This is a genomic window from Pseudomonas sp. GZD-222 (assembly GCF_049310525.1).
Lineage (GTDB): Bacteria > Pseudomonadota > Gammaproteobacteria > Pseudomonadales > Pseudomonadaceae > Aquipseudomonas.
This window is the reverse complement of record NZ_JBMOWO010000053.1, coordinates 199,017-221,080: the sequence shown is the minus strand read 5'-3', so window position 1 is coordinate 221,080 and position 22,064 is coordinate 199,017. Positions and strand designations below refer to the sequence as shown.

Below are 22,064 nucleotides of genomic sequence, written 5' to 3'. Positions count from 1 at the left end.
CATGATCACGGCGGCCAAGCTGGTAGCGTTGCTGCCGGAGCTTGGGCAGGTGGACAGTAAAGAGATTGCGGCTCTGGTGGGTGTCGCACCCTTTAACCAGGACAGCGGCAAGCACTCAGGCAAACGCTCGATCTGGGGTGGTCGGTCGCGGGTCAGGCGAGCGCTGTACATGGCCTGTTGGATCGTTATTCGGCACAACAAGGACTTCGGCACGCGCTACAACGCGCTGCGAGCGCAAGGGAAGTGCGCGAAGGTAGCGGTGGTTGCCTGCATGCGGGTATTGATCGTGCGATTGAATGCCATGCTCAAAAGCGGAACACCGTGGCGCGAGCAGTTGACTTGAAGGCGGTTGAATCCGTGGTTGCTAGCGATGCCCGGGATAGCCGGGCCAGGGGCGCTACGCGCCCCATCGCCGGCTATCGCCAGCTCCTACAGTTAACCAGGTGACAGACAGTTGCTCCTACAGGTGCGGTGTTCCGGGCCGATCAGGCTTTGAGCGCTGCATCCGGCTTGACCGCCGGCACCGGTTTGCCAATGGCCTGCTCGATCCGCTGGGCGGCGTCCGGGTCATCGGCAAATGGCATCAGGCTGACCTGATCGTCCACTTCACGGCTATGGCCGCTCAGGCAGACAGTGGTGACCAGGTAGAAAAACACGATCCCGTTCAGGCAATACAGCGCATACAGCCACTCATTCATGGTGGTTCTCCTCAGGCCAGCTGGGCGTTGGACAGCGCCAGCTTTTCATCCGCTACCCGCACCGTGCGCCAGGTGTTGTAGGCCATCAACAGCATGCCGCTAAGGAACAGCACACCACCGATGAAGCGCACCAGGAAGCCTGGGTGGCTGGCCACCAGCGCTTCGACAAAGGAGTAGGTGAGGGTGCCGTCTTCGTTGGTGGCGCGCCACATCAGACCCTGGGCGATGCCGTTGACCCACATCGAGGCGATGTACAGCACGGTGCCGATGGTGGCGAGCCAGAAGTGCGCGTTGATCAGGCCGATGCTGTGCATCTGCTCGCGACCAAAGACTTTCGGGATCATGTGGTACAGCGATCCGAAGGTGATCATTGCCACCCAGCCCAAAGCGCCGGCATGCACGTGACCGATGGTCCAGTCGGTGTAGTGGGACAGGGCGTTGACGGTCTTGATCGCCATCATCGGGCCTTCGAAAGTCGACATGCCGTAGAACGCCAGTGACAACACCAGAAAGCGCAGGATCGGGTCGGTGCGCAGCTTATGCCAGGCGCCGGAGAGGGTCATCATGCCGTTGATCATGCCGCCCCAGCTCGGTGCCAGGAGGATCAGCGACATGGCCATGCCCAGCGACTGCGCCCAGTCCGGCAGCGCGGTGTAGTGCAGGTGGTGGGGACCGGCCCAGATGTACAGGGTGATCAGCGCCCAGAAGTGCACGATCGACAGGCGATAGGAATACACCGGGCGGCCGACCTGCTTGGGCACGAAGTAGTACATCATGCCGAGGAAGCCGGTGGTCAGGAAGAAGCCCACGGCGTTATGGCCATACCACCACTGGACCATGGCGTCGGTAGCGCCGGAGTAGACCGGGTAGGACTTGAACCAGCTGACCGGAATCGACAGGTGGTTAACCACATGCAGCATGGCAATCACCACGATGAAGGCACCGAAGAACCAGTTGCCTACATAAATGTGCTTGGCCTTGCGGCGCATCAACGTGGCAAAGAACACAATGCCATAGGCCACCCAGACAATAGCCATCCACACCGCGCCGGTGAATTCGATCTCGGCGTATTCCTTGGTGGTGGTCAGGCCCAGGGGCAGGCTGATCAGCATGATGACGATGGTCGCCTGCCAGCCCCAGAAGGTGAAGGCGGCCAGCTTGTCGCTGTACAGGCGTACCTGGCAGGTGCGCTGGACCGCGTAGTAACTGGCGGCAAATTGCGCACTGCCGGCAAAGCCGAAGATCACCAGGCTGGTGTGCAGGGGGCGCAGGCGGCCGAAGCTGGTCCAGGGTAATTCGAGGTTGAGTTCCGGCCAGACCAGTTGCGAGGCGATCCATACCCCCATCGCCATCCCGACGATGCCCCAAACCACCGTCATGATGACGAATTGCCGAACCACCTTGTAGTTATAGGCCTGGGCCTGTTGATGTGTGCTCATGGCTAGTTTCCACAGTTCCTGTAAGGCTCGTCCTACCTAAACGGGGCAGGACACCGGCGCAGACTGTAGGAATCTGCCGGCACTCAAAACAGACTCAGAAACTGGGCATAACACCGGATCAGATAAAAGCCCCGTATTTACTGGGGATAATTACCTCTGATATGGGCAAAGTGCGACGATTTATCTCTGTTATGTGTGAAATTTCCTAGAACTCCGTGGCTTTGTGTCGCAACCCTGAGGCGGTGGAATTACCTTGACATCACCTTTCGAGCGACCGCAGAATTTCTACAAACTTTGCGCGCAAAGTTTTAGGCGTGATCGCACAGGTCATGTCAGTGATGCGCAATAGAAAATGCAGCCAATCCGCCATCGAGCGTGTGCGCCGGTGCTTACACGCCGAGAATCAGCACCGCCGCTAGAGCGGGACACTATAAGAACGACGGGAGCAACAGATGAAGCTTTCCAAGGACCTGGTTCTCCAGGCAAAAGCGACGTTCGGAACACCGACTTACCTCTACGATGAAGCCGTGCTGCGCAGCAGTTTCAACGAGTTGCGAGACGCATTGCCGGACTGCGTGGATATCTTCTATGCGTTGAAGGTCAACCCGAACCTGTCCCTGGTGAAATTGATCCGTTCCTACGGTGGCAACACCGAAGTGTGCTCGCTGGCAGAGCTGGAAATTGCCCTCAAGGCTGGCGTGGCAGCGCAGGACATCATTCTGCTAGGCCCTTACAAGAAGCCTGAAGAACATCGCCGCGCGCTGGAAGTGGGGGTGTTCGCCATCGTTGTCGAGTCTGAAAGCGAGTTGCGCAAGCTCTCGACCCTGGCTGGGGAGCTGGGTTGTGATGCACCGGTGGCGATTCGCATCAATCCGAATTTTTCCGCCTCCGGCTCACCCTGGAAGATGGGCGGGCGGCCCACCCACTTCGGTATCGAAGAAGACACCGCCGTGGCCAACTTCGGCGAGTACGTGGCGCTGCCGAATATCAGGGTCAAGGGTATTCACGTTTATAACGGCACCAAGATCCTCGACGCCCAGTCGGTCTACGACAATGCGGCTTACATTCTCGACCTGTTCCGCAGCCTCACCCAGCGCTATCAGCTGGACATGCGCATGGTCGATGTCGGTGGCGGCCTGGGCATCAAGTACTACGAAAACGAATCAGAGCTCGATACCGCTCAGCTCAAGCAACTGCTGGCGCCGCTGTTCATGGCATTCCATCACGAGTTCCCGCGTACCCGCATCATCCTCGAATCGGGGCGTTTCATTGCCGGTAAGTGCGGGTCGTTGCTGGTCACCGTCGACAATATCAAGGAAAACCACGGCAAGACCTTTGCGGTCACCGATGGCGGCACCAACTGCCATGGTGCGGCGGCGGGCAGCGGTCAGGTGCTCAAGCGCAACTTCCGTATCGTCAAGGCCACCGGCAGCAGCGGCGGACCGCTCTGTGAGTACCATGTCTCCGGGCCGCTCTGTAGTCCCGATGACCTGCTCGGGCGCGACGTTCGCCTGGAGGCCTTGCAGGAAGGTGACATCCTCGCGGTGACGGCATCCGGTGCCTATGGCCCTTCGGCTTCACCGACGCTGTTTCACAGCCATGGCCACCCGGCTGAAGTGGTGGTCAGCAACAACCAGCTGTTTCTCGTCCGGGCGCGGCAGACGGCGCTGGACATTCGTGACAGCCATGCCGACGTGCCGCTTGAAGCGATGCTGCGTCCAGCCCCGGCCGCGCAACCGGCAGCCGATCTGCAGCCGGCAACGGTCGCTCAGCTCAGTGAGATTCTGCGTGTGGTGTTGAAGCTGCCGGAACACACCGTCATCAATAGCGACTCCCACTTGCGGGACGATCTGGGGCTCGATTCGCTGACCTCTATGGAGCTGCTGATCAGCCTGGAGGACGAAATCGAAGGTTTCTTCGTCAACCCCGACACTATTGTTCCGGGGCATTTCAACACCGTCGCGACCCTGGCCGGTTACATCGATGCCCATCGACAGACCCGTGCCGCGCTGCGACCCATGGGGGCGGTCGAGGTACAGCATGAAAGCGCCTGAAGTCCTTCTGCAGGACGTACTGGAGACCCGCAACGGCTTGCATCCGGACAAAGCCGCGATCATCTATGCCGATGAAACCTACACCTATGCGCAGCTGGACGAAGCCAGCGCGCGCCTGGCGGCTGGCTTGCAGGTCAATGGCCTGCTGCGTCAGGAACGGGTCGTGGTATGCCTGGGTAACCGGGTGGAAACGGTGTGCGCGTTCTGGGGCATCCTCAAGGCTGGCGGCGTGGTGGTCAATGTCGGCCTGGAAACCCCGGCGGACAGCCTCGATTACATCATTCGCGATGCCGAGGCGTCGGTGTTGATCACCACCACCGAGAAAATCGCCAGCCTGCCCGGCAGTACCGCCGAGCTCGAGCATCTGCGGCTAATCGTGCTGCTTGATGGCGAGGCCGGTTCAAACGAGGCCCAGACCTTCGAGAGCCTGCTCGGGCAGGGCGCCGGTGTGCCGCTGCCGTGTGCCAACCTCGACCTGGATCTCGCCGCGATCATCTACACCTCAGGCTCTACCGGTGCGCCCAAGGGGGTGATGCTGACGCACCGCAACATGCTCGCGGCCCTGACATCCCTCAATACCTACCTGGGCTACAACGAGAGCGACAACGTGCTCTGCTCGTTGCCGCTGTCATTCGACTACGGTCTGTACCAGATGATCATGGCCATCAGCTGCGGTGCCACGCTGGTGCTGGAAAAGGAATTCACCTGGCCGATTTTCCTGATCAGAAAGATTCGCCAATATCAGATCACGGTGATCCCGTTCGTACCGACCATGCTGATGCTGTTGCATGAGTATGCGCACAAGCGTCAGGCGGTGTTTGCCGATGTGCGCATGGTCACCAATACCGGCGCCGCCCTCAAGGCCCCGCATATTGCCCAGATGAAGGCGCTGTTTCCCCAGGCGCAGATCTTCTCGATGTACGGCTTGACCGAGTGCAAGCGCTGTACCTACTTGCCACCTGAAGACATCGACAGCAAGCCGGGCAGTGTCGGTATCGCGATTCCCAATACCGAATTGTGGCTGGTCGACGATGAGGGTCGGCGCATCGACCAGCCGCATCAAGTGGGCCAGTTGGTGATTCGCGGGGCCACGGTCATGGCCGGCTACTGGCGCAATCCGGCGGCCACTGCACTGAAACTCAAGCCGGGGCGCTATCCGGGTGAAAGCGTGTTGTATACCGGCGACAACTGCAGCCTCGACGAGGATGGTTACCTGTACTTTCACGGACGCATGGACCACATGATCAAGTCGCGGGGCATGAAGGTCAGCCCCAGCGAAGTGGAAAGCTTTCTCTACGCCATTGACGGTGTGGAGGCCGCCGCGGTGGTTGGCGTCGAACATGCGGCGGTGGGAGAGGGGCTGTGTGCGTTCATTACCCTGGGGCAAGGCGTGAGCCTGAGTGCCGGGCAATTGCTCGAACGTTGCCGGCTTGGCCTGGAGGCGCACAAGGTTCCCTTGTCGATCAGTATCGAAAGCAGCCTGCCACGTACCGCCAATGGCAAGATCGACCTCCTGCAATTGCAGCATTCCGCACGCAATGCCCCGCTGGCGGTGGCCGGATGAAGACCAGGGCCGATCAGTTGCACACGCAGGTGCCTTCATGAGCCATTCAGGGCGCGACCAGTCGCTGGATGTCAACGGCAACCACTTTGCCTTGCGTACCTGGGGCGATGAGCGCGGCCATCCGGTGCTCGCCCTGCACGGCTGGCTGGACAATGCCGCCTCCTTTGAGCGCATTGCCCCCTTGCTACGCGACTGCTTCGTGGTGGCCCCGGACCTGGCCGGGCATGGACGCTCCCAACACCGCCGGGCCGACAGTGGTTACTACCTGTGGGAGCACGCCGACGATATGAATGCCCTGGTCGAGTGCCTGGGCTGGAAACGTTTTTCAGTGCTGGGCCATTCCATGGGCACGGGTGTGGCGTCGATCCTGGCGGCCATGAACCGCTCCATCGCCAGCCTGGTGTTTCTTGATGGCATGGGCGCGCCGTTTACCGTGGACGACGGCAACACTGTCGAGCACATGCGCAAGGCCCAGCGCCTGTTGCGCCTGGCACTGAAAACCCGTCTACACGGCTTCAGCGGGCCTGAAGAGGCCCAGTTCAGCAGCCTGGAGACGGCCATCAACGAGCGGCGCAACAGTGTCGGTGGCAGTCTCAGTGCCGAGGGGGCACGGCTGCTGGCCCAGCGCGATCTGCTTAACGTCGGGCATGGTTACCGCTGGCGCCATGACCCACGTCTGGTGCTACCCGAACTGCTGCAGCTGAGCGAACGCCAGGCGTGCGAGTTTCTGCAGCAGATCAGCTGTCCGCTGCATCTGTTGCTCGGGCGCCAGGGGCTGTTCGCCGGGAGTGCATTCGACAAACGAAAAAACGCCTTGCCCGCGCACACCCGGGTGCAATGGCACGAGGGTGGTCACCACTTTCATCTGGACGAGCCAACGCCAGCGTTGGTCGAACAGCTCAACGTTGCACTGGGCCTGGGTGAATCGGGGCCATTGCAACGCTTAGTCAATGAGTAATGGAGTACACACGTGAAAGAGTTCTGGATTGCCCCGTCGATACTGGCGGCCGATTTCGCCCGCTTGGGCGAGGAAGCCGTACAGGTACTGGCTGCCGGTGCCGATGTCATCCATATCGATGTGATGGATAACCACTATGTGCCCAACCTGACCATGGGCCCGCAGTTCTGCAAGGCGCTGCGCAGTTACGGTATTACGGCACCGATCGATGTGCACCTGATGGTGTCGCCGGTCGACAGCATGATCCAGGCGTTCGCCGAGGCGGGTGCCGATTACATTTCGATCCATCCCGAGGCGACCCTGCACCTTGATCGTTCGGTGCAACTGATCAAGGACCTGGGTTGCAAGGCGGGCCTGGTGTTCAACCCGGCCAGTACCCTGGAGGCCGCGCACTACCTGCTCGACCGGCTTGACCTGATCCTGCTGATGTCGGTCAACCCGGGCTTTGGCGGCCAGCGTTTCATCCCGCAGGTGTTGCCCAAGATTGCCGCAGCGCGCAAGCTGATCGATGACAGCGGTCGCAACATCCGCCTGGAGGTGGACGGTGGGGTCAATCTGGACACCATCGGTCAGGTTGCAGCAGCAGGCGCGGACATGTTCGTTGCCGGTACGGCAATATTTGCCCAGCACGACTACCGCGACACGATTTGGGCCTTGCGTCGCACGATTGCCGACGCTGTGAGCAACCACAACTGATAAGTGGCCTTAACCACGATTCTCGCGAATCCAGCATGAGTTACCTGTCCTTGCACAATAAAACCGAAACCACCTTGCAGCCGTTCAGTCGGGTCAGGGGAGATGGGCATGCTTGACCCGACCTTCGACTTCGACAAGATGCTGTGCTTCTCGCTGTACTCGACCGCCAACGCCATGGTGCGCGACTATGCCGAGCCTCTGAAACAGCGTGGCATTACCTATCCGCAATTGCTGGTGATGGCCGGCTTGTGGGGTAAAGACGATGTCTCGATCAGCGCCTTGAGTGAACTGACCCTGTTCGACCTGGGCACCTTGACGCCGATTGTCAGGCGCCTGGCCGATAGCGGCTTTATAACCGTCTACCTTGATCCGGCCGACCGCCGGCGGCGCAATGTGCTGCTGACCGACAAGGGCCGCGAACTCAAGGCCGAAGCGGCCAAGGTGTTCAACAGCATGGCCTGCAAGATCGACCTTGCCGAGGGTGAGGTGGCGCAGGTGCTGAGTGTCTGCCAGCGAATTCGCTCGCGGCTGCGCTAACCGCGGATCGCGGGGCAAGTCGGGTCGCCGCGATAGGGCCCGGATCAGCGCTGCAGAAAATCCGGCGTATTGAAGTTGCTCAAGCGCCGGTCATCCTCGGCATACTCCAGCGCCCGCACCGGGTGCTTGAGCAATGCCCGCTGAATGCCCCGGTCACCCTGGTCCCAGGCCTGCTCAAGGTCAGCGCGCAAGGCGCACGGAATCAGGCTGAACATCGGCTGCCAGTAGCCACCCTGGCGAATCATCGCCGGTTGCCCCTGGTCGTTGGCCTGATTGAGCAAATCAACAATCAGCGCGCTGTCGATCAATGGTGCATCACAGGCCAGCACCAGCATCCACGGATGACGTGCCACGGCAAGGCCGGCCAACACGCCCGCCAACGGCCCGGGGAAGTCCGCCTGGGCATCGCCGACCAGTTGATCGGCATACGGCCGGTACTGGTCCTGGTTGCGGTTGCAGGAAATGATCAGGTCATCGGTCAGGGGCCGTACTACAGCCTCGATGTGGGCAATCAGTGGCTTGCCCTGCCAGGGCAGCAGGCCCTTGTCCTGGCCGCCCATGCGCTGGCCGCGACCGCCGGCCAGAAGAAGAATGGAGCAGGGGGGAGTGGCGGCGGGCATCGGTACGGTTCCTGGCAGTGTCAGCCGGTTACCTTCCCACGCACGCCGCCCTCTGTCCAGATCAGTGCTCGTCGGCCACCGCTGGCTGTTGTTGTGCCTGTGCCCGGCGCTTACCGGTCAGGCGCATGACCACGACGAAGAACACCGGCACGAACACTACCGCCAAGGTGGCACTGAGCATGCCGCCGATTACCCCGGTACCGATGGCCTGCTGGCTCGCCGAGCTGGCACCGCTGGCAATGGCCAGGGGCACCACACCGAGGATGAATGCCAGCGAGGTCATGACAATCGGGCGCAAACGCAGGCGTGCGGCCTGCACAGTGGCGTCGACCAGGTCATGGCCTTCATCGACCAGACTTTTGGCGAACTCGATGATCAGAATCGCGTTCTTCGCCGAGAGGCCGATCAGGGTGATCAGGCCGACCTTGAAGAACACATCGTTGGGCATGCCGCGCAAGCTCACGGCAATCACCGCGCCCAGCACACCCAACGGCACCACCAGCAGCACCGAGGTCGGAATCGACCAGCTCTCGTACAACGCTGCCAGGCACAGGAACACCACCAGCAGCGATAGCGCCATCAGCATCGGTGCCTGTGCACCGGACAGGCGCTCCTGCAACGACAGGCCGGTCCATTCCAGGCCCATCCCCGCTGGCAACTGGTCAACCAGGCGCTGGACCTCTTCCATCGCCTGACCCGAACTGTAGCCGGCAGCCGGTTCGCCCGACACCGCAATTGCCGGGTAACCGTTGTAGCGGGTCAGTTGCACGGGGCCGGTGACCCACTTGGCTTGCACAAAGGCCGACAGCGGAACCATCTTGCCGCTGCTGTTGCGCACATGAATCTTCAGCAGGTCTTCCACCTGGGCGCGCTGGTCGCCTTCGGCCTGCACCACCACGCGCTGCATACGACCCTGGTTGGGGAAGTCGTTGACGTAGTTGGAGCCCACCGCAGTGTTGAGCACATTACCGATATCGGCAAACGACACGCCCAGAGCGTTGGCCTGCTTGCGGTCCACCTCAAGCTGCACTTGCGGGCTTTCCGCCAGGGCACTTTCGCGCACGTTGACCAGCACCGGACTCTTCTCGGCATTGGCCAGCAACTGGTCGCGCGCAGCCATCAACGCTGCATGCCCGAGGCCGCCGCGATCCTGCAGACGGAACTCGAAGCCGCTGGAGGTGCCGAGGCCGTCCACCGGTGGCGGCAGTACCGAATAAGCGATGGCATCTTTGAGCTGGCTGAAGGCCGCGTTGGCGCGGTCGGCTATCGACTGCGCACTGTCGTCGGCGCCGCGTTCGGACCAGTCCTTGAGCGTGGTGAACGCCAGTGCAGCGTTCTGGCCATTACCGGAGAAACTGAAGCCGAGAATCAGCGTACTGTTACCCACCCCCGGTTCCGTGGCGTTGTGCGCCTCGATCTGCGCCGCCACCGCTTCGGTGCGCGCCCGGCTGGCGCCTGGCGGCAGCTGGATGTCGGTGATTGTGTAGCCCTGGTCTTCGGTGGGCAGGAACGAGGAGGGCAGTTGGCTGAAGCCGTACACCAACCCGGCCACCAGCAGCAGGTACACCGCCAGGTAGCGGCCGCTGCGCTTGAGGGCCTGGATGACCCAGCGCTGGTAGCCATTGGTCAGGCTTTCGAAGCGGCGGTTGAACCAGCCGAAGAAGCCCCGTTTTTCATGGTGCTCACCCTTGGCGATCGGCTTGAGCAGGGTGGCGCACAGGGCCGGGGTCAGGCTCAGGGCGAGGAATGCCGAGAACAGGATCGACACTGCCATGGACACCGAGAACTGCTGGTAGATAACCCCTACCGAGCCTTTCATGAAAGCCATGGGCAGGAACACCGCCACCAGCACCAGGGTAATGCCGACGATAGCGCCGCTGATCTGGCCCATGGCTTTTTTCGTCGCGTCCCGCGGTGACAGGCCTTCTTCACTCATGATCCGTTCGACGTTCTCCACCACCACGATGGCGTCGTCGACCAGGATGCCGATGGCCAACACCATGCCGAACAGCGTCAGCACGTTGACCGAGAAACCAAACGCCAGCATCACCGCGAAGGTGCCCATCAACGCAACCGGCACCACCAGGGTCGGGATCAGGGTGTAGCGGATGTTCTGCAGGAACAGAAACATCACCGCAAACACCAGGGCCATGGCTTCAAGCAGGGTGGTGATCACTTGCTGGATCGAGACCTTGACGAACGGCGAGGTGTCGTAAGGGATGTCGAACTTGGCGCCTGGCGGCAGGAAGCGTGTCAGTTCCTCGAGCTTGGCGCTGACCAGGGTCGCGGTCTCCATGGCATTGGCACCCGGTGCCAGCTGCACGCTGAAGGCGCTGGTCGGCTTGCCGTTGAGGCGAGTGCCGTACTGGTACTCCTGACTGCCGATCTCGACCCGGGCGACATCACCGATGGTCACCCGCGAACCGTCCGGGTTGGCGCGCAGCACAATGTCGGAAAACTCTTGCACCGTGCTCAGCTGACCCTTGATCACCACGTTGGCGGTGATTTCCTGGGTGCCGGTACCGGGCAGATCGCCAATGCTGCCGGGGGCGACCTGGGCGTTCTGGGCGGCAATGGCTTCGTTGACGTCGTCGGGGGTGAGGTTGAAGCCGATCAGCTTCTGCGGGTCGAGCCAGATCCGCATGGCCCGCTCGGAGCCATACAGCTGGGCCTTGCCGACACCCTTGAGGCGGCGGATCTCGTTCATCACGTTGCGCGCGAGAAAGTCGCTCAACGTCACTTCATCGAGGTTGCCGTCCTCGGCGGTCAGCGTCACCAGCAGGAGGAAACCGGTGGACACCTTCTCCACCTGCAGGCCCTGCTGGGTCACTGGACGCGGCAGACGCGACTCAACCACCTTCAGGCGGTTCTGCACATCGACCTGGGCCAGGTCAGGGTTGGTGCCCGGCTCGAAGGTCGCGGTAATGGTGGCACTGCCCAGGCTGCTCTGGGAGGCGAAGTAGAGCAGGTTGTCGGCGCCGTTGAGCTCCTCTTCGATCAGGCTGACCACACTTTCGTCGATGGTCTGCGCCGAAGCGCCCGGGTAGACGGCATAGATCTCGACCTGCGGTGGGGCTACGTCGGGGTACTGCGCCACCGGCAACTGCGGAATCGCCAGGGCACCGGCGAGCAGGATGAACAGCGCGACCACCCAGGCGAACACCGGGCGGTCAATGAAAAACTGCGGCATGAATCAGGCCCTCACTGGCCGGTGGTCTGAACGATGGAAGGCGCTTGCTTGCCGGCGTTGTCGACCTGTACGTGGTCGCCCGGATTGACGTGCTGCAAACCTTCGACCACTACCCGATCGCCGGGGGCCAGGCCTTCGCTGACGATCCAGCGGTCGTTTTGCGCACTGCCCAGTACCACCGGGCGGGCGCTGATGCGCTGCTCGGCGTCGACCAGCAACACCCGCGGCTTGCCAGCGCTGTCACGCAGGATGGCGCGTTGTGGCACGCTGATGCCCTGTGGCTGGATGGCTTGTTCCAGGCGCACGCGAATGAAACTGCCCGGCAAAAGGTCCAGATCAGGGTTGGGGAACTCACTGCGCAGGGTGATCTGCCCGGTGCTTGGATCGACACTGATGTCGGAAAACAGCAGCTTGCCTGGCAATGGATACGGTGTGCCGTCGTCCTGGATCAAGGTGGCGCTGGCCTGGTCCTGGCCAACCTGTTGCAGCTCGCCGGCACGCAGGGCACGACGCAGAGCAGTGAGCTCACGGGTCGACTGGGTGACGTCGGCATGGATCGGGTCCAGTTGCTGGATGGTCGCCAGTGGCGTGCTTTCGTTCTGGCCGACCAGGGCTCCTTCAGTCACCAGGGCGCGGCCGATACGCCCGGAAATCGGCGCAGTGACGGTGGCGTAACCGAGGTTCAGTTTTGCCCGTTCCAGCGCGGCCTTGGCTTCGGCGACAGCGGCATCGGCCTGCATCAGTGCGGCACGGGCGTTGTCGTGATCCTGGCGGCTGACGGCATTGATGGTGATCAGTTCGCGGTAGCGCTCATCCTGCAGGCGCGCCTGGTAGCGGGTTGCCTCGGCTTTGGCCAGGGTCGCACGGGCGCTGTCATAGTCGGCCTGGAACGGCGCAGGATCGATGCGGAACAGCACATCGCCTTGTTTGACGTCGCTGCCTTCGCGATACACACGCTTGAGCACCACGCCGGCGACACGGGCGCGAACCTCGGCGACGCGTGGAGCGAGGATGCGGCCATTGAGCTCGGTGCTGATGGCCAGCGGCTGGACTTTTACGGTCTCGATACTGACGGTGCTGGCGGGGGCCTGTTCTGCCTCAGGGCTGCTGTCATTGCAACCACTCAGGAACAGGGGAATGACCAATAGCGCCAGCAGGGCGCGTAGACGGACGGGGCTTGAACTGAACATGCGGATCTTCCATAAATGACCCGGCAATGCTAAGGCAGGAGGCCAACGTCCAACTGTTAAGCTGTGTAGGCCGAGTGTGAAAAAGTGTGAAGGGTTGCGCTGGCTGTGCGCAAGGTCCTATATCCTTGCCTGACTTTCCCTGCCTGTCAAACTGCCCATGCCGAACATCCTCCTGGTCGAAGACGACTGCGCCCTGTCTGAACTGATTGCCAGCTACCTGCAGCGCAATGATTTCTGCGTCACGGTAATTGCCCGTGGTGACCACGTGCTGGCCGAGGCGCGGCGCAACAAACCGGACCTGGTGATTCTCGACCTGATGCTGCCAGGCCTCGATGGTCTGCAGGTCTGCCGCTTGTTGCGGGCCGAGTCGCAGTCTTTGCCGATCCTCATGCTGACCGCCCGCGATGACAGCCATGATCAGGTGCTGGGGCTGGAGATGGGCGCCGATGACTATGTCACCAAACCGTGCGAACCTCGGGTATTGCTGGCAAGGGTACGAACCCTGTTGCGCCGCAGCAGCATCAACGAGCCGCGCCTGGAGACCGACCTGATCGTGGTTGGCGGCCTGCGTATCGACCTGGCAGAGCGTAATGTGTTCTGGCGCGAGCAACTGGTCGAGCTGTCCAGCGGTGAATACAACCTCTTGGTGGTGCTGGCGCGCAATGCCGGCGAGGTGCTCAGTCGCGACCGTATCCTGCAACAGTTGCGTGGTATCGAGTTCAACGGCACCGACCGCTCGGTGGACGTGGCCATTTCCAAGCTGCGCCGTAAGTTCGATGACAGCGCCGGCGAGGCGCGCAAGATCAAGACGGTATGGGGTAAGGGTTATCTGTTCAGCCGACTGGAATGGGAGTTCTGACGCGGCATGCTGAAAATCCTCGTTCGCCTGTACCTGGTGACCATCGCCGCGTACGCCGGTGCACTGCTGCTGATCCCTGACGCGATTGTCGGTGCGTTTCATGAGCGCTTCATCGCCTACAACCTCGATCAGTCCAAAGGTGTGCAGAAGCTTATCGTCGAACGCTTCCACCAGGTGCCTGCCGAGCGCTGGCCGGAAGTGGCGCGGGAACTGGCGGCGGATTTTGCGCCCTTGGAAATCGAGTTGCGGCGCCAAGATCAGATCGGTCTGGCGCATGCCGACAAGGCGCGCCTGGCAGCCGGCGAGAATGTCGTGCGCCTCGGGGATTGGGGCTATTACAAGTCGGCGCTGGCACCTCTGGACTCGACCTGGGCGGTAGAGCTGCGCAACCCGCCAGACCCCCTCGATATCAACCTGTTGTCCTGGGGTGTCACCGTATTGATCGGTGCCGCGTTGCTCGGCTGTCTGCTGCTCTGGGTATGGCCGCACTGGCGCGACCTGGAGCGCCTCAAGGAAACCGCGCGCAGCCTGGGTCAGGGGCGGCTGTCGGAGCGTACGCAGATTCCCGCGCGCTCGAACATCGGCGAGCTGGCCGAAGTGTTCGACACCATGGCCCAGGATGTCGAGCGTCTACTGACCCAGCAACGCGAACTGCTCAACGCCGTTTCCCATGAGTTGCGCACGCCACTGACCCGGCTTGATTTTGGCCTGGTGCTGCTGTTCGACGAAGTTCCGCCGCATTGTCGCAAGCGTTTGCTGGAGCTGGTCGGGCACGTGCGCGAACTGGACGAACTGGTGCTTGAGCTGCTGTCCTACAGCCGTCTGCAGAACGCCGATCAGGCGCGCGAACGGGTCGAGGTGTCGTTGCTGGAACTGGTCGACAGTATCCTTGGCAGCTTTGCCGAAGAGCTGGATAGCCGCGGCATCGAATGGCACGTTCAAGCCGACGACAACTTGCCGCGCTTTATCCTTGACCCACGCCTGACGGCCCGGGCCCTGCAGAACCTGGTGCGCAATGCCATGCGTTATTGCGACCGGCAACTGTTGCTGCGCCTGAGCCTGGACGCCGAAGGCCATTGCCTGCTGACAGTAGAAGATGACGGCATCGGCATTCCCCATGACCAGCGTGAACTGATCTTCCAGCCGTTCTACCGCCTGGATCGCAGCCGCGACCGGGCCACGGGCGGCTTTGGCCTGGGCCTGGCAATCAGTCGGCGGGCAATCGAGGGGCAGGGCGGCACGCTGACGGTGGCGCAGTCGGCGTTGGGCGGGGCGCAGTTCAGGATTCGTTTGCCGCGCGGGTGAGCTGATACCGCGGCGATGCCAACGCCCACATCAATCAAGTGCTCAGCTGGCTTGTTGCCACAGCACATAGCGATCCTTGCCCGCATGCTTGGCCTGGTACAAGGCTTCGTCAGCCTTGGTCAGTGCATTGCTCAGGTTATCGTTGCGGTCAATGCAGGTCAGGCCGATGCTGATGGTTACCGGGTGTTCGGTCAGGTCTTCGCGCACCCTTTGGCACAGGGCATTGACCCGCTGCTCGGCAAGTTCCTGGCTGACTCCCCACAGGCAGATGACGAACTCCTCGCCACCGAGGCGCGCGTACTCGAACTCGGTCATCGACGCCTTGATGTTGGCCGCGGTACGTTTGAGCACCACATCACCGATGTCGTGGCCGAACTGGTCGTTGACCTTCTTGAAGTTGTCGATATCGATCATCGCCAGGTAGCGGCTGTGCTCGTCGCCTTCCTGCAGGCGGGTCTGCGCCTTGGCCATGAATGAACGGCGGTTGGGGATCTCGGTGAGCGCGTCGATGTAAGCCTGCTCCAGCAGCACCTTGGACATGTAGAAGTTGTGCAGCTTGGCGCGGCGCATTTTCAGGTAGGTGTAGAGGATCAGGCCGTTGATGAATACCGCATAGCAGAAGAACATGATGCCGCGCAGTTCGAAAATGTGGATGCCTGGCACCTGGAATGGGTTCAGGTTGATCCAGGTGATCACCAGTGCGGCGAAAAATGACCAGCGTCGCACGGGTAACACCGACACGCTGTATAACACGCTGGAAGCGCCGAGCATCAGCCAGGCCGGCTCCAATCCGACGGGCAGGCCTTCAATTACCAGACGCATGGCCAGGGTGATAACGGCAATGAACACCAGGTTGAGAATGTCGAAATGCCCGGCCTTGCGGGTGAAGGCGAGGATGATGGTGAGGGTCGCCAGGATGGTGATGAAGGCCATCGATTTCCAGGTGAAATCCTGCTGCCCCAGGTAGCTGACGATCAGGTCGAAGAGCAGCCAGATGCCGATGCTGACGCAGAAGATCAGCAGGCAGAACGAGTGCAGGCTTTCGAAATCATGCTGGCGGAATTCCCGGCGCAGCTCGGGCGGCGCGACGTTCCTGCGCACCTGTTGTTCGATGGTCTTGTACATGGTGGCCTTGCGAATTCAATGAGTTCTTATCGTGCTTCCATTGCCGCTCAAGGTTAGCAGGCCCGCTACACAGGGGTAACGTCGATAATCGTTGCACTCATGACTCAGCCGGCTCGCGGGGCGTTTCCTCAAGCCAGCGGCTCAGGCGTTCGGCAATCCGCTCGCTGGCATGGCCATCGCCATAGGGGCTGAATACGTGGCTCATCTTCTGGTAGGCGACGGGGTCGTCGAGCAGCAGGCTGGTTTCCTTGACGATGCGTTCAGTCTGGGTGCCCACCAGTTTCACCGTGCCGCCTTCGAGCACCGAGTGCCGGTCAGTGACTTTGCGCAATACCAGCAGGGGTTTACCCAAGGCCGGGGCTTCTTCCTGGATTCCGCCGGAATCGGTGAGGATCAGGTAGGCGCGGTCCATCAGCCAGACGAAATGCTGGTAGTCCTGGGGTGGCAGCAAGAACATGTTCGACTGGTGCGAGAGTACCGCGTACACCGCTTTTTGCACCTGCGGATTGAGGTGCACCGGGTAGACGAACTGTACGTCCGGGTAACGCAGGGCCAGTTCCGCCAGCGCCAGGCAGATGCGCTCGAAGCCCTGACCGAAGTTCTCCCGGCGATGGCCGGTGATCAGCACCAGGCGCTGGTCATCGCGTAACTGCGCCAGTGGCGAGCCGGCGGCAGGTTTCCAGCGACTCTTGATCAAGTGTTCGCGCATCCACAGCAAGGCATCGATGACGGTGTTGCCGGTAACTTCGATCTGCTCCTGCGCCACGCCTTCATGCAACAGGTTGTCGCGGGCGCGGTTGGTGGGCGGGAAATGCAAGTCAGTCATCACGCTAGTCATGCGCCGGTTGGCTTCTTCGGGCCAGGGCGCCTTGAGGTTGCCGGAGCGTAAACCGGCTTCGACGTGACCGATGGGTATCTGCCGGTGGAAGGCGGCGAGGGCGGCGATGAAGCTGGTGGTGGTGCTGCCGTGAACCAGGACAATGTCTGGCTGGATGCGCGCGTAGGTGGCGTCCAGTTGTGTCAGCAACTGCTGCGACAGGCTGTTGAGGGTCTGATTTTGGGCCATCACCCGCAGGTCTTCATCCACGCTCAGGCCAAAGTCCCTGAGCACTTGCTGGAGCATCTCGCGGTGCTGGCCGGTGGAGCAGATGTTGAGCTCGATGTTTGGCCACAGGCGCAGTATTTGCGCCAACGGGGCCATCTTGATGGCCTCAGGACGTGTGCCAAATACCATCATGACTATGTAGGCCATTGTCTTGCTCTTTTGCGGTTCTGTAGGCTTTAGATACAAGCAGCAGAAGGCTGGGTTGTCCACTGACTGTGTAGGAGCGGATTCATCCGCGATGGACTGCGTAGCAGGCCCGGCAAATGGGGCCGCGCTGCGACCCATCGCGGATGAATCCGCTCCTACAACAACCAGTCGAGGAAGGCCCGCAGCGCCGGTTCGCGCTCACGCCCCGGCAGCCACACCGCGCTGTATTGCGCCGCTGGCAAGCGCACCTCTTCGCGCCATGGTTGCAGCACGCCTTGCCTGACACTCTCGGCCACCAGCACGTTGCTCGCCAGTACCAACCCATAGCCTGCCGCAGCGGCCTGTAAGGCATGCTGCTCATCGTCGTAGTGATGAAAACGTGCGCGTTGCAGCCAGTCGCTGCAACCGGCCAGGGCGCACCAGCGCGACCAGTCGATGATCACCCCGCTGACCGACACCCAGGGCACTTCCAGCAACGCCAAGGGCTGATCTGCGGGCGGCTCCTGCCAGCCCGGCGGGGTGTACACGGAAAAGTACTCGGTCAGCAGCGGCAAACGCTGCAACGCCGGGTCAGGGGCGAATTCAGCGCGCAGGGCGAGGTCGAAGCGGTGGTCGCGCTGCAGGTCGACCACCTCGCTGCCGGTCAGCACGCGGACCTGGATGTCGGCATGGCGGCGGTGAAAATCGCCCAGGCGCGGAATCAACCACAGGCTGGCAAAGGCGGCGGTGGTGGTCAGCGTCAGTTGCTGGCGATCACAGGGTGGTTGCAGGTCGTTGAGACTGCGATGCAGGTCGGCCAGACTCTGATGCACCTGGCGATACAGGCGTTCGCCGGTTTCGCTGAGCACCACGCTCTGGGCAGCACGTTGAAACAGCAGCACGCCAAGCTGTGACTCCAGGCGCTTGATCTGGTGCGAGATCGCCGCCGGGGTTACGGCCAACTCATCGGCCGCAGCCTTGAAGCTACCCAGGCGGGCCGCCGATTCAAAGGTGCGCAGGGCAGTCAGCGGCAGCTTGGCGAACATGACGTTCAACCTGATTGAGGGAGGCTCAATTTAGCTCAATTGAACCGGCGCCTCAACGCGGCTAGGGTGGGAGCTCATTCCTCGAACGGAGCCGATCATGCAAGGCAAGGCGCGCAAGGTGGTCCAGGCCATTCTCTATGAAACCATCGCGGTGATCTGCGTCGCGCCGGCATTGTCCTGGGCTTTCGACGCCGACATGGCGCACTCCACGGTGTTGTCGTTGATCCTCTCGGCTGTGGCCCTGGCCTGGAACATGTTCTACAACTGGGCCTTCGAATATTGGGAGGCTCGCCAGCAGCAACGCCGGCGGACCCTGTGGCGGCGTTTCCTGCATGCCCTGGGTTTCGAAGGCGGGCTGGTGCTGATTCTCCTGCCGGTAGTCGCCGGCTGGCTGCAGATCAGCCTGTGGGCGGCGCTGTTGACCAATATGGCGCTGTTCCTGTTCTTCTTCGTGTATGCCTTTGTCTTCCAGTGGGGTTTTGACCGGGTGTTCGATGTACCGGAATCGGCGCGTGAGCCTGCTTGACTTTGCCTGTAGGCCTGCGCTAGTTTCGTCGGTATGAAAACATTCCTGCAGTCGCCTCAGCGCAGCATTATTACCGCCATTATCGTTTTGGCGGGCTAGCTGGCACTTGCACCGAACCCGCCCTGGAGGCGGGTTCTTTCTCTCTCTCCTGGGCACTTTAAAAAAACCAGGAGTCACTGATGACCAGCCTTGCCGTTAACCCTCGCACACCGTCCGCGTCGCTGAATCTGCTGTCCGATTACGTGCGGCGCATTCTTGCGGCGCCAGTGTACGACCTGGCAATCGAGACGCCCCTGCAACACGCGCCAGCCTTGTCCGAGGCGCTGGGCAACCAGGTGCTGCTCAAACGTGAAGACCTGCAACCGACCTTCTCGTTCAAAATCCGCGGCGCCTATACCCGACTCAGCCGTCTGAGCCCGGCCCAGCGCGCCCGCGGGGTGATTACTGCATCGGCTGGCAATCATGCCCAGGGCGTGGCCCTGGCTGCCCGCGAGTTGGGCATGCGTGCAACCATCGTCATGCCGACCACGACGCCGGAGCTGAAAGTCAATGGCGTGCGCTCGCGCGGCGGTGAAGTGGTGCTACACGGCGATAGTTTTCCTCATGCATTGGCCCATGCCTTGAAACTGGCCGACAGCGAAGGCGCAACCTTCGTCCCGCCCTTTGACGACCCGGACGTAATCGCCGGCCAAGGCACGGTGGCCATGGAAATCCTGCGCCAGCAGCCTGGTGCACTGGATGCAATCTTCGTCCCGGTGGGCGGTGGCGGATTGATCGCCGGTATCGCGGCCTACGTCAAATACCTGCGTCCTGAAGTGAAAGTCATCGGCGTCGAGCCGCAAGACTCCAACTGCCTGCAGGCTGCCATGCTCGCCGGTGAGCGGGTGGTGCTGGCCCAGGTCGGCAGCTTCGCCGAAGGCGTGGCGGTGGCGCAGATCGGTGCGCATTGCTTTGAGGTGTGCCGGCACTATGTCGACGAGGTGATCACCGTCAGCAACGACGAGCTCTGCGCGGCGATCAAGGACATCTACGACGACACCCGTTCGATCACCGAGCCGTCCGGGGCCTTGGCCGTCGCCGGAATCAAGAAGTATGTCGCCCGTGAGCACGCCCAGGGCCAGACCCTGGTAGCGATCGACTCGGGAGCTAACGTCAACTTCGATCGCCTGCGTCATGTCGCCGAGCGCGCCGAGCTGGGCGAGCAGCGCGAAGCGATCATCGCCGTAACCATCCCGGAGCAGCCCGGCAGTTTCCGCGCCTTTTGCCAGGCCTTGGGCAAACGCCAGATCACCGAATTCAACTATCGCTATTACCCAGGCAAGGAAGCCCGCTTGTTTGTCGGCGTGCAGACCCACCCGCAGCACGATCCGCGTGATCAGTTGCTGGCCAGCTTGCGCGCGCAGGGCTACAGCGTGCTCGACCTGACTGACAACGAACTGGCCAAGCTGCACGTGCGCCACACCGTTGGCGGGCACGCAGGGCCGGGGGCGGATGAGCGGGTGTTGCGCTTTGAATTCCCGGAGCGTCCGGGGGCGTTGCTGGGCTTTCTGGAGCGGCTGGGCAAGCGCTGGAACATCAGCCTGTTCCACTACCGCAATCATGGCGCGGCGGAAGCACGGGTGTTCGCGGCGCTAGAGGTGCCGGCAGAAGAACAGGCCGGCTTGCCTGCGGCTCTTGATGGCATGGGTTATCGCTACTGGGATGAAACCGACAACCCTGCCTATCGGCTGTTCCTCGGCTAAGCAAGGTTTGCCCCAGATCAACACGGGGCAGGGCACAGAGGCGGATCCTGAAGGCAATGGAATATTGCACGAGGGTTTCGCCATGAGCAGCACGTTCTTCATCCCCGCCGTCAACATCATGGGCATCGACTGCCTCGACGAAGCGATGGCAGCCATCGCCGGCTACGGATTACGCAAGGCGCTGATTGTTACTGACAGCGGCCTGGCCAAGGCTGGCGTGGCCGAGCGTATTGCCGAACTGCTGGCGATGCGCGACATCGACTCGTCGATCTTCGACGGCGCCAAACCCAACCCCAGTATCGCCAACGTCGAGCAAGGCCTGGCGCAGTTGCAGCGCGAACGTTGCGATTGTGTGGTGTCCCTGGGCGGCGGTTCACCCCATGACTGCGCCAAGGGTATCGCCCTGTGTGCGACCAACGGCGGGCATATCAGCGACTACGAGGGGGTCGACCGCTCGGCCAAGCCGCAGCTACCGCTGATTGCGATCAACACCACGGCCGGTACGGCCAGTGAAATGACCCGTTTCTGCATCATCACTGACGAAGCGCGCCACGTGAAAATGGCCATCGTCGACCGTAACGTCACGCCCTTGCTGTCGGTCAACGACCCGGCATTGATGGCGGCCATGCCCAAAGGCTTGACCGCTGCGACCGGGATGGATGCCCTGACCCACGCCATCGAGGCCTATGTGTCCACCGCGGCTACACCGATTACCGATGCCTGTGCCATTAAAGCCATCGAGCTGATCAGTGCAAACCTGCGTCAGGCCGTGGCCGAAGGCAGCGACCTGCAGGCGCGGGAGAGCATGGCCTATGCCCAGTTCCTCGCCGGCATGGCCTTCAACAATGCCTCGCTGGGTTATGTGCATGCCATGGCTCACCAGCTGGGTGGTTTCTACGACCTGCCTCATGGTGTGTGCAACGCGGTGCTGCTGCCTCATGTGCAGCGCTTCAATGCCAAGGTCAGTGCTGCGCGGTTGCGTGATGTCGCCAAGGCCATGGGCGTGGAGGTGTCCGCGATGACGGCGGAGCAGGGTAGCGACGCAGCGATTGCAGCGATCGAAAAACTGTCGCGGGACATTGATATCCCGGCCGGGTTGGCGGTGCTAGGCGCGAAAGAAGCGGATGTACCGACCTTGGCCAGCAATGCGCTGAAGGATGCCTGCGGGCTGACCAACCCGCGGGTGGCCAGTCAGGAAGAGATTGAGGGCATCTTCAAGGCTGCCTTTTAACAGCATCGCGGGGCAAGCCCGCTCCCACCGGCCTCGGAAAATTCCTGTGGGAG

At 61.8% G+C, this 22,064-nt stretch carries 19 protein-coding genes; 11 read left to right on the top strand and 8 right to left on the bottom strand.

All coding sequences use genetic code 11. The features are described 5' to 3' along the window. Positions 1-343: transposase (locus tag ACO6VD_RS09950; protein ID WP_422418685.1), on the top strand; the 343-nt coding region annotated here is incomplete at its 5' end. 142 nt (positions 344-485) lie between these two features. Here the strand turns inward: ACO6VD_RS09950 and ACO6VD_RS09945 are convergent. Together ACO6VD_RS09945 and ccoN are read right to left on the bottom strand one after the other, a co-directional pair. Next, the gene (locus tag ACO6VD_RS09945) at positions 486-698 is read right to left on the bottom strand and encodes a cbb3-type cytochrome c oxidase subunit 3 (RefSeq protein WP_422418684.1); all 213 of its coding nucleotides are present in this window, start codon (positions 696-698) and stop codon (positions 486-488) included. Positions 699-709: 11 nt separating this feature from the next. After that, positions 710-2,137, bottom strand: coding sequence for a cytochrome-c oxidase, cbb3-type subunit I (gene ccoN, locus ACO6VD_RS09940; protein WP_422418683.1), 1,428 nt, complete (start codon positions 2,135-2,137; stop codon positions 710-712). A 452-nt stretch (positions 2,138-2,589) separates the two neighbouring features. Here ccoN and ACO6VD_RS09935 point away from each other — a divergent pair, with 452 nt between their 5' ends. The 5 genes from ACO6VD_RS09935 (at position 2,590) to ACO6VD_RS09915 (ending at position 7,946) form a co-directional block, all read left to right on the top strand. Then, positions 2,590-4,191, top strand: a complete 1,602-nt coding sequence (locus ACO6VD_RS09935) for a phosphopantetheine-binding protein (RefSeq protein WP_422418682.1) — start codon at positions 2,590-2,592, stop codon at positions 4,189-4,191. Then, on the top strand, positions 4,178-5,755 hold the full coding sequence (locus ACO6VD_RS09930; protein ID WP_422418681.1) for a class I adenylate-forming enzyme family protein: 1,578 nt from the start codon (positions 4,178-4,180) through the stop codon (positions 5,753-5,755). Before ACO6VD_RS09935 ends, ACO6VD_RS09930 begins: the two co-directional genes overlap by 14 nt. A gap of 37 nt (positions 5,756-5,792) precedes the next feature. After that, complete coding sequence (locus ACO6VD_RS09925; protein ID WP_422418680.1) at positions 5,793-6,713, top strand: alpha/beta fold hydrolase; 921 nt, start codon at positions 5,793-5,795, stop codon at positions 6,711-6,713. Positions 6,714-6,725: 12 nt separating this feature from the next. Beyond that, positions 6,726-7,409 (top strand): ribulose-phosphate 3-epimerase, encoded by a 684-nt coding sequence (rpe, locus tag ACO6VD_RS09920; RefSeq protein ID WP_422418678.1) that lies wholly within the window; start codon positions 6,726-6,728, stop codon positions 7,407-7,409. 108 nt (positions 7,410-7,517) lie between these two features. Beyond that, positions 7,518-7,946 carry a MarR family winged helix-turn-helix transcriptional regulator gene (locus ACO6VD_RS09915; RefSeq protein ID WP_422418676.1) on the top strand — a complete coding sequence of 143 codons (429 nt, stop codon included), beginning with the start codon at positions 7,518-7,520 and terminating at the stop codon, positions 7,944-7,946. 44 nt (positions 7,947-7,990) lie between these two features. On the opposite strand, the gene mobA is transcribed toward ACO6VD_RS09915, so the two are convergent. From mobA to ACO6VD_RS09900, 3 genes are all read right to left on the bottom strand, one after another. Further along, positions 7,991-8,566, bottom strand: a complete 576-nt coding sequence (gene mobA / locus ACO6VD_RS09910) for a molybdenum cofactor guanylyltransferase MobA (RefSeq protein WP_422418675.1) — start codon at positions 8,564-8,566, stop codon at positions 7,991-7,993. A 61-nt stretch (positions 8,567-8,627) separates the two neighbouring features. Then, the gene (locus ACO6VD_RS09905; RefSeq protein ID WP_422418674.1) at positions 8,628-11,756 is read right to left on the bottom strand and encodes a multidrug efflux RND transporter permease subunit; all 3,129 of its coding nucleotides are present in this window, start codon (positions 11,754-11,756) and stop codon (positions 8,628-8,630) included. Between the two features lie 11 nt (positions 11,757-11,767). Continuing rightward, positions 11,768-12,946 (bottom strand): efflux RND transporter periplasmic adaptor subunit, encoded by a 1,179-nt coding sequence (locus ACO6VD_RS09900; protein WP_422418673.1) that lies wholly within the window; start codon positions 12,944-12,946, stop codon positions 11,768-11,770. A 157-nt stretch (positions 12,947-13,103) separates the two neighbouring features. Here ACO6VD_RS09900 and ACO6VD_RS09895 point away from each other — a divergent pair, with 157 nt between their 5' ends. Together ACO6VD_RS09895 and ACO6VD_RS09890 are read left to right on the top strand one after the other, a co-directional pair. Next, the gene (locus tag ACO6VD_RS09895) at positions 13,104-13,805 is read left to right on the top strand and encodes a response regulator (protein WP_400173683.1); all 702 of its coding nucleotides are present in this window, start codon (positions 13,104-13,106) and stop codon (positions 13,803-13,805) included. Between the two features lie 6 nt (positions 13,806-13,811). Further along, positions 13,812-15,110, top strand: a complete 1,299-nt coding sequence (locus ACO6VD_RS09890) for an ATP-binding protein (RefSeq protein WP_422418671.1) — start codon at positions 13,812-13,814, stop codon at positions 15,108-15,110. A gap of 42 nt (positions 15,111-15,152) precedes the next feature. On the opposite strand, the gene ACO6VD_RS09885 is transcribed toward ACO6VD_RS09890, so the two are convergent. The 3 genes from ACO6VD_RS09885 to ACO6VD_RS09875 form a co-directional block, all read right to left on the bottom strand. After that, on the bottom strand, positions 15,153-16,235 hold the full coding sequence (locus tag ACO6VD_RS09885) for a diguanylate cyclase (protein WP_422418670.1): 1,083 nt from the start codon (positions 16,233-16,235) through the stop codon (positions 15,153-15,155). A gap of 97 nt (positions 16,236-16,332) precedes the next feature. Beyond that, positions 16,333-17,487 carry a non-hydrolyzing UDP-N-acetylglucosamine 2-epimerase gene (wecB, locus tag ACO6VD_RS09880; RefSeq protein WP_422418669.1) on the bottom strand — a complete coding sequence of 385 codons (1,155 nt, stop codon included), beginning with the start codon at positions 17,485-17,487 and terminating at the stop codon, positions 16,333-16,335. 155 nt (positions 17,488-17,642) lie between these two features. Continuing rightward, on the bottom strand, positions 17,643-18,512 hold the full coding sequence (locus tag ACO6VD_RS09875) for a LysR substrate-binding domain-containing protein (RefSeq protein ID WP_422418668.1): 870 nt from the start codon (positions 18,510-18,512) through the stop codon (positions 17,643-17,645). A gap of 97 nt (positions 18,513-18,609) precedes the next feature. Here ACO6VD_RS09875 and ACO6VD_RS09870 point away from each other — a divergent pair, with 97 nt between their 5' ends. The 3 genes from ACO6VD_RS09870 (at position 18,610) to yiaY (ending at position 22,011) form a co-directional block, all read left to right on the top strand. Further along, positions 18,610-19,038 carry a PACE efflux transporter gene (locus ACO6VD_RS09870; RefSeq protein ID WP_400174275.1) on the top strand — a complete coding sequence of 143 codons (429 nt, stop codon included), beginning with the start codon at positions 18,610-18,612 and terminating at the stop codon, positions 19,036-19,038. A gap of 179 nt (positions 19,039-19,217) precedes the next feature. Beyond that, positions 19,218-20,780, top strand: a complete 1,563-nt coding sequence (gene ilvA / locus ACO6VD_RS09865; RefSeq protein ID WP_422418667.1) for a threonine ammonia-lyase, biosynthetic — start codon at positions 19,218-19,220, stop codon at positions 20,778-20,780. An 82-nt stretch (positions 20,781-20,862) separates the two neighbouring features. Further along, positions 20,863-22,011: an L-threonine dehydrogenase gene (yiaY, locus tag ACO6VD_RS09860; protein ID WP_422418665.1), complete on the top strand. Its 1,149-nt coding sequence runs from the start codon at positions 20,863-20,865 to the stop codon at positions 22,009-22,011. Positions 22,012-22,064 lie beyond the last annotated feature (53 nt).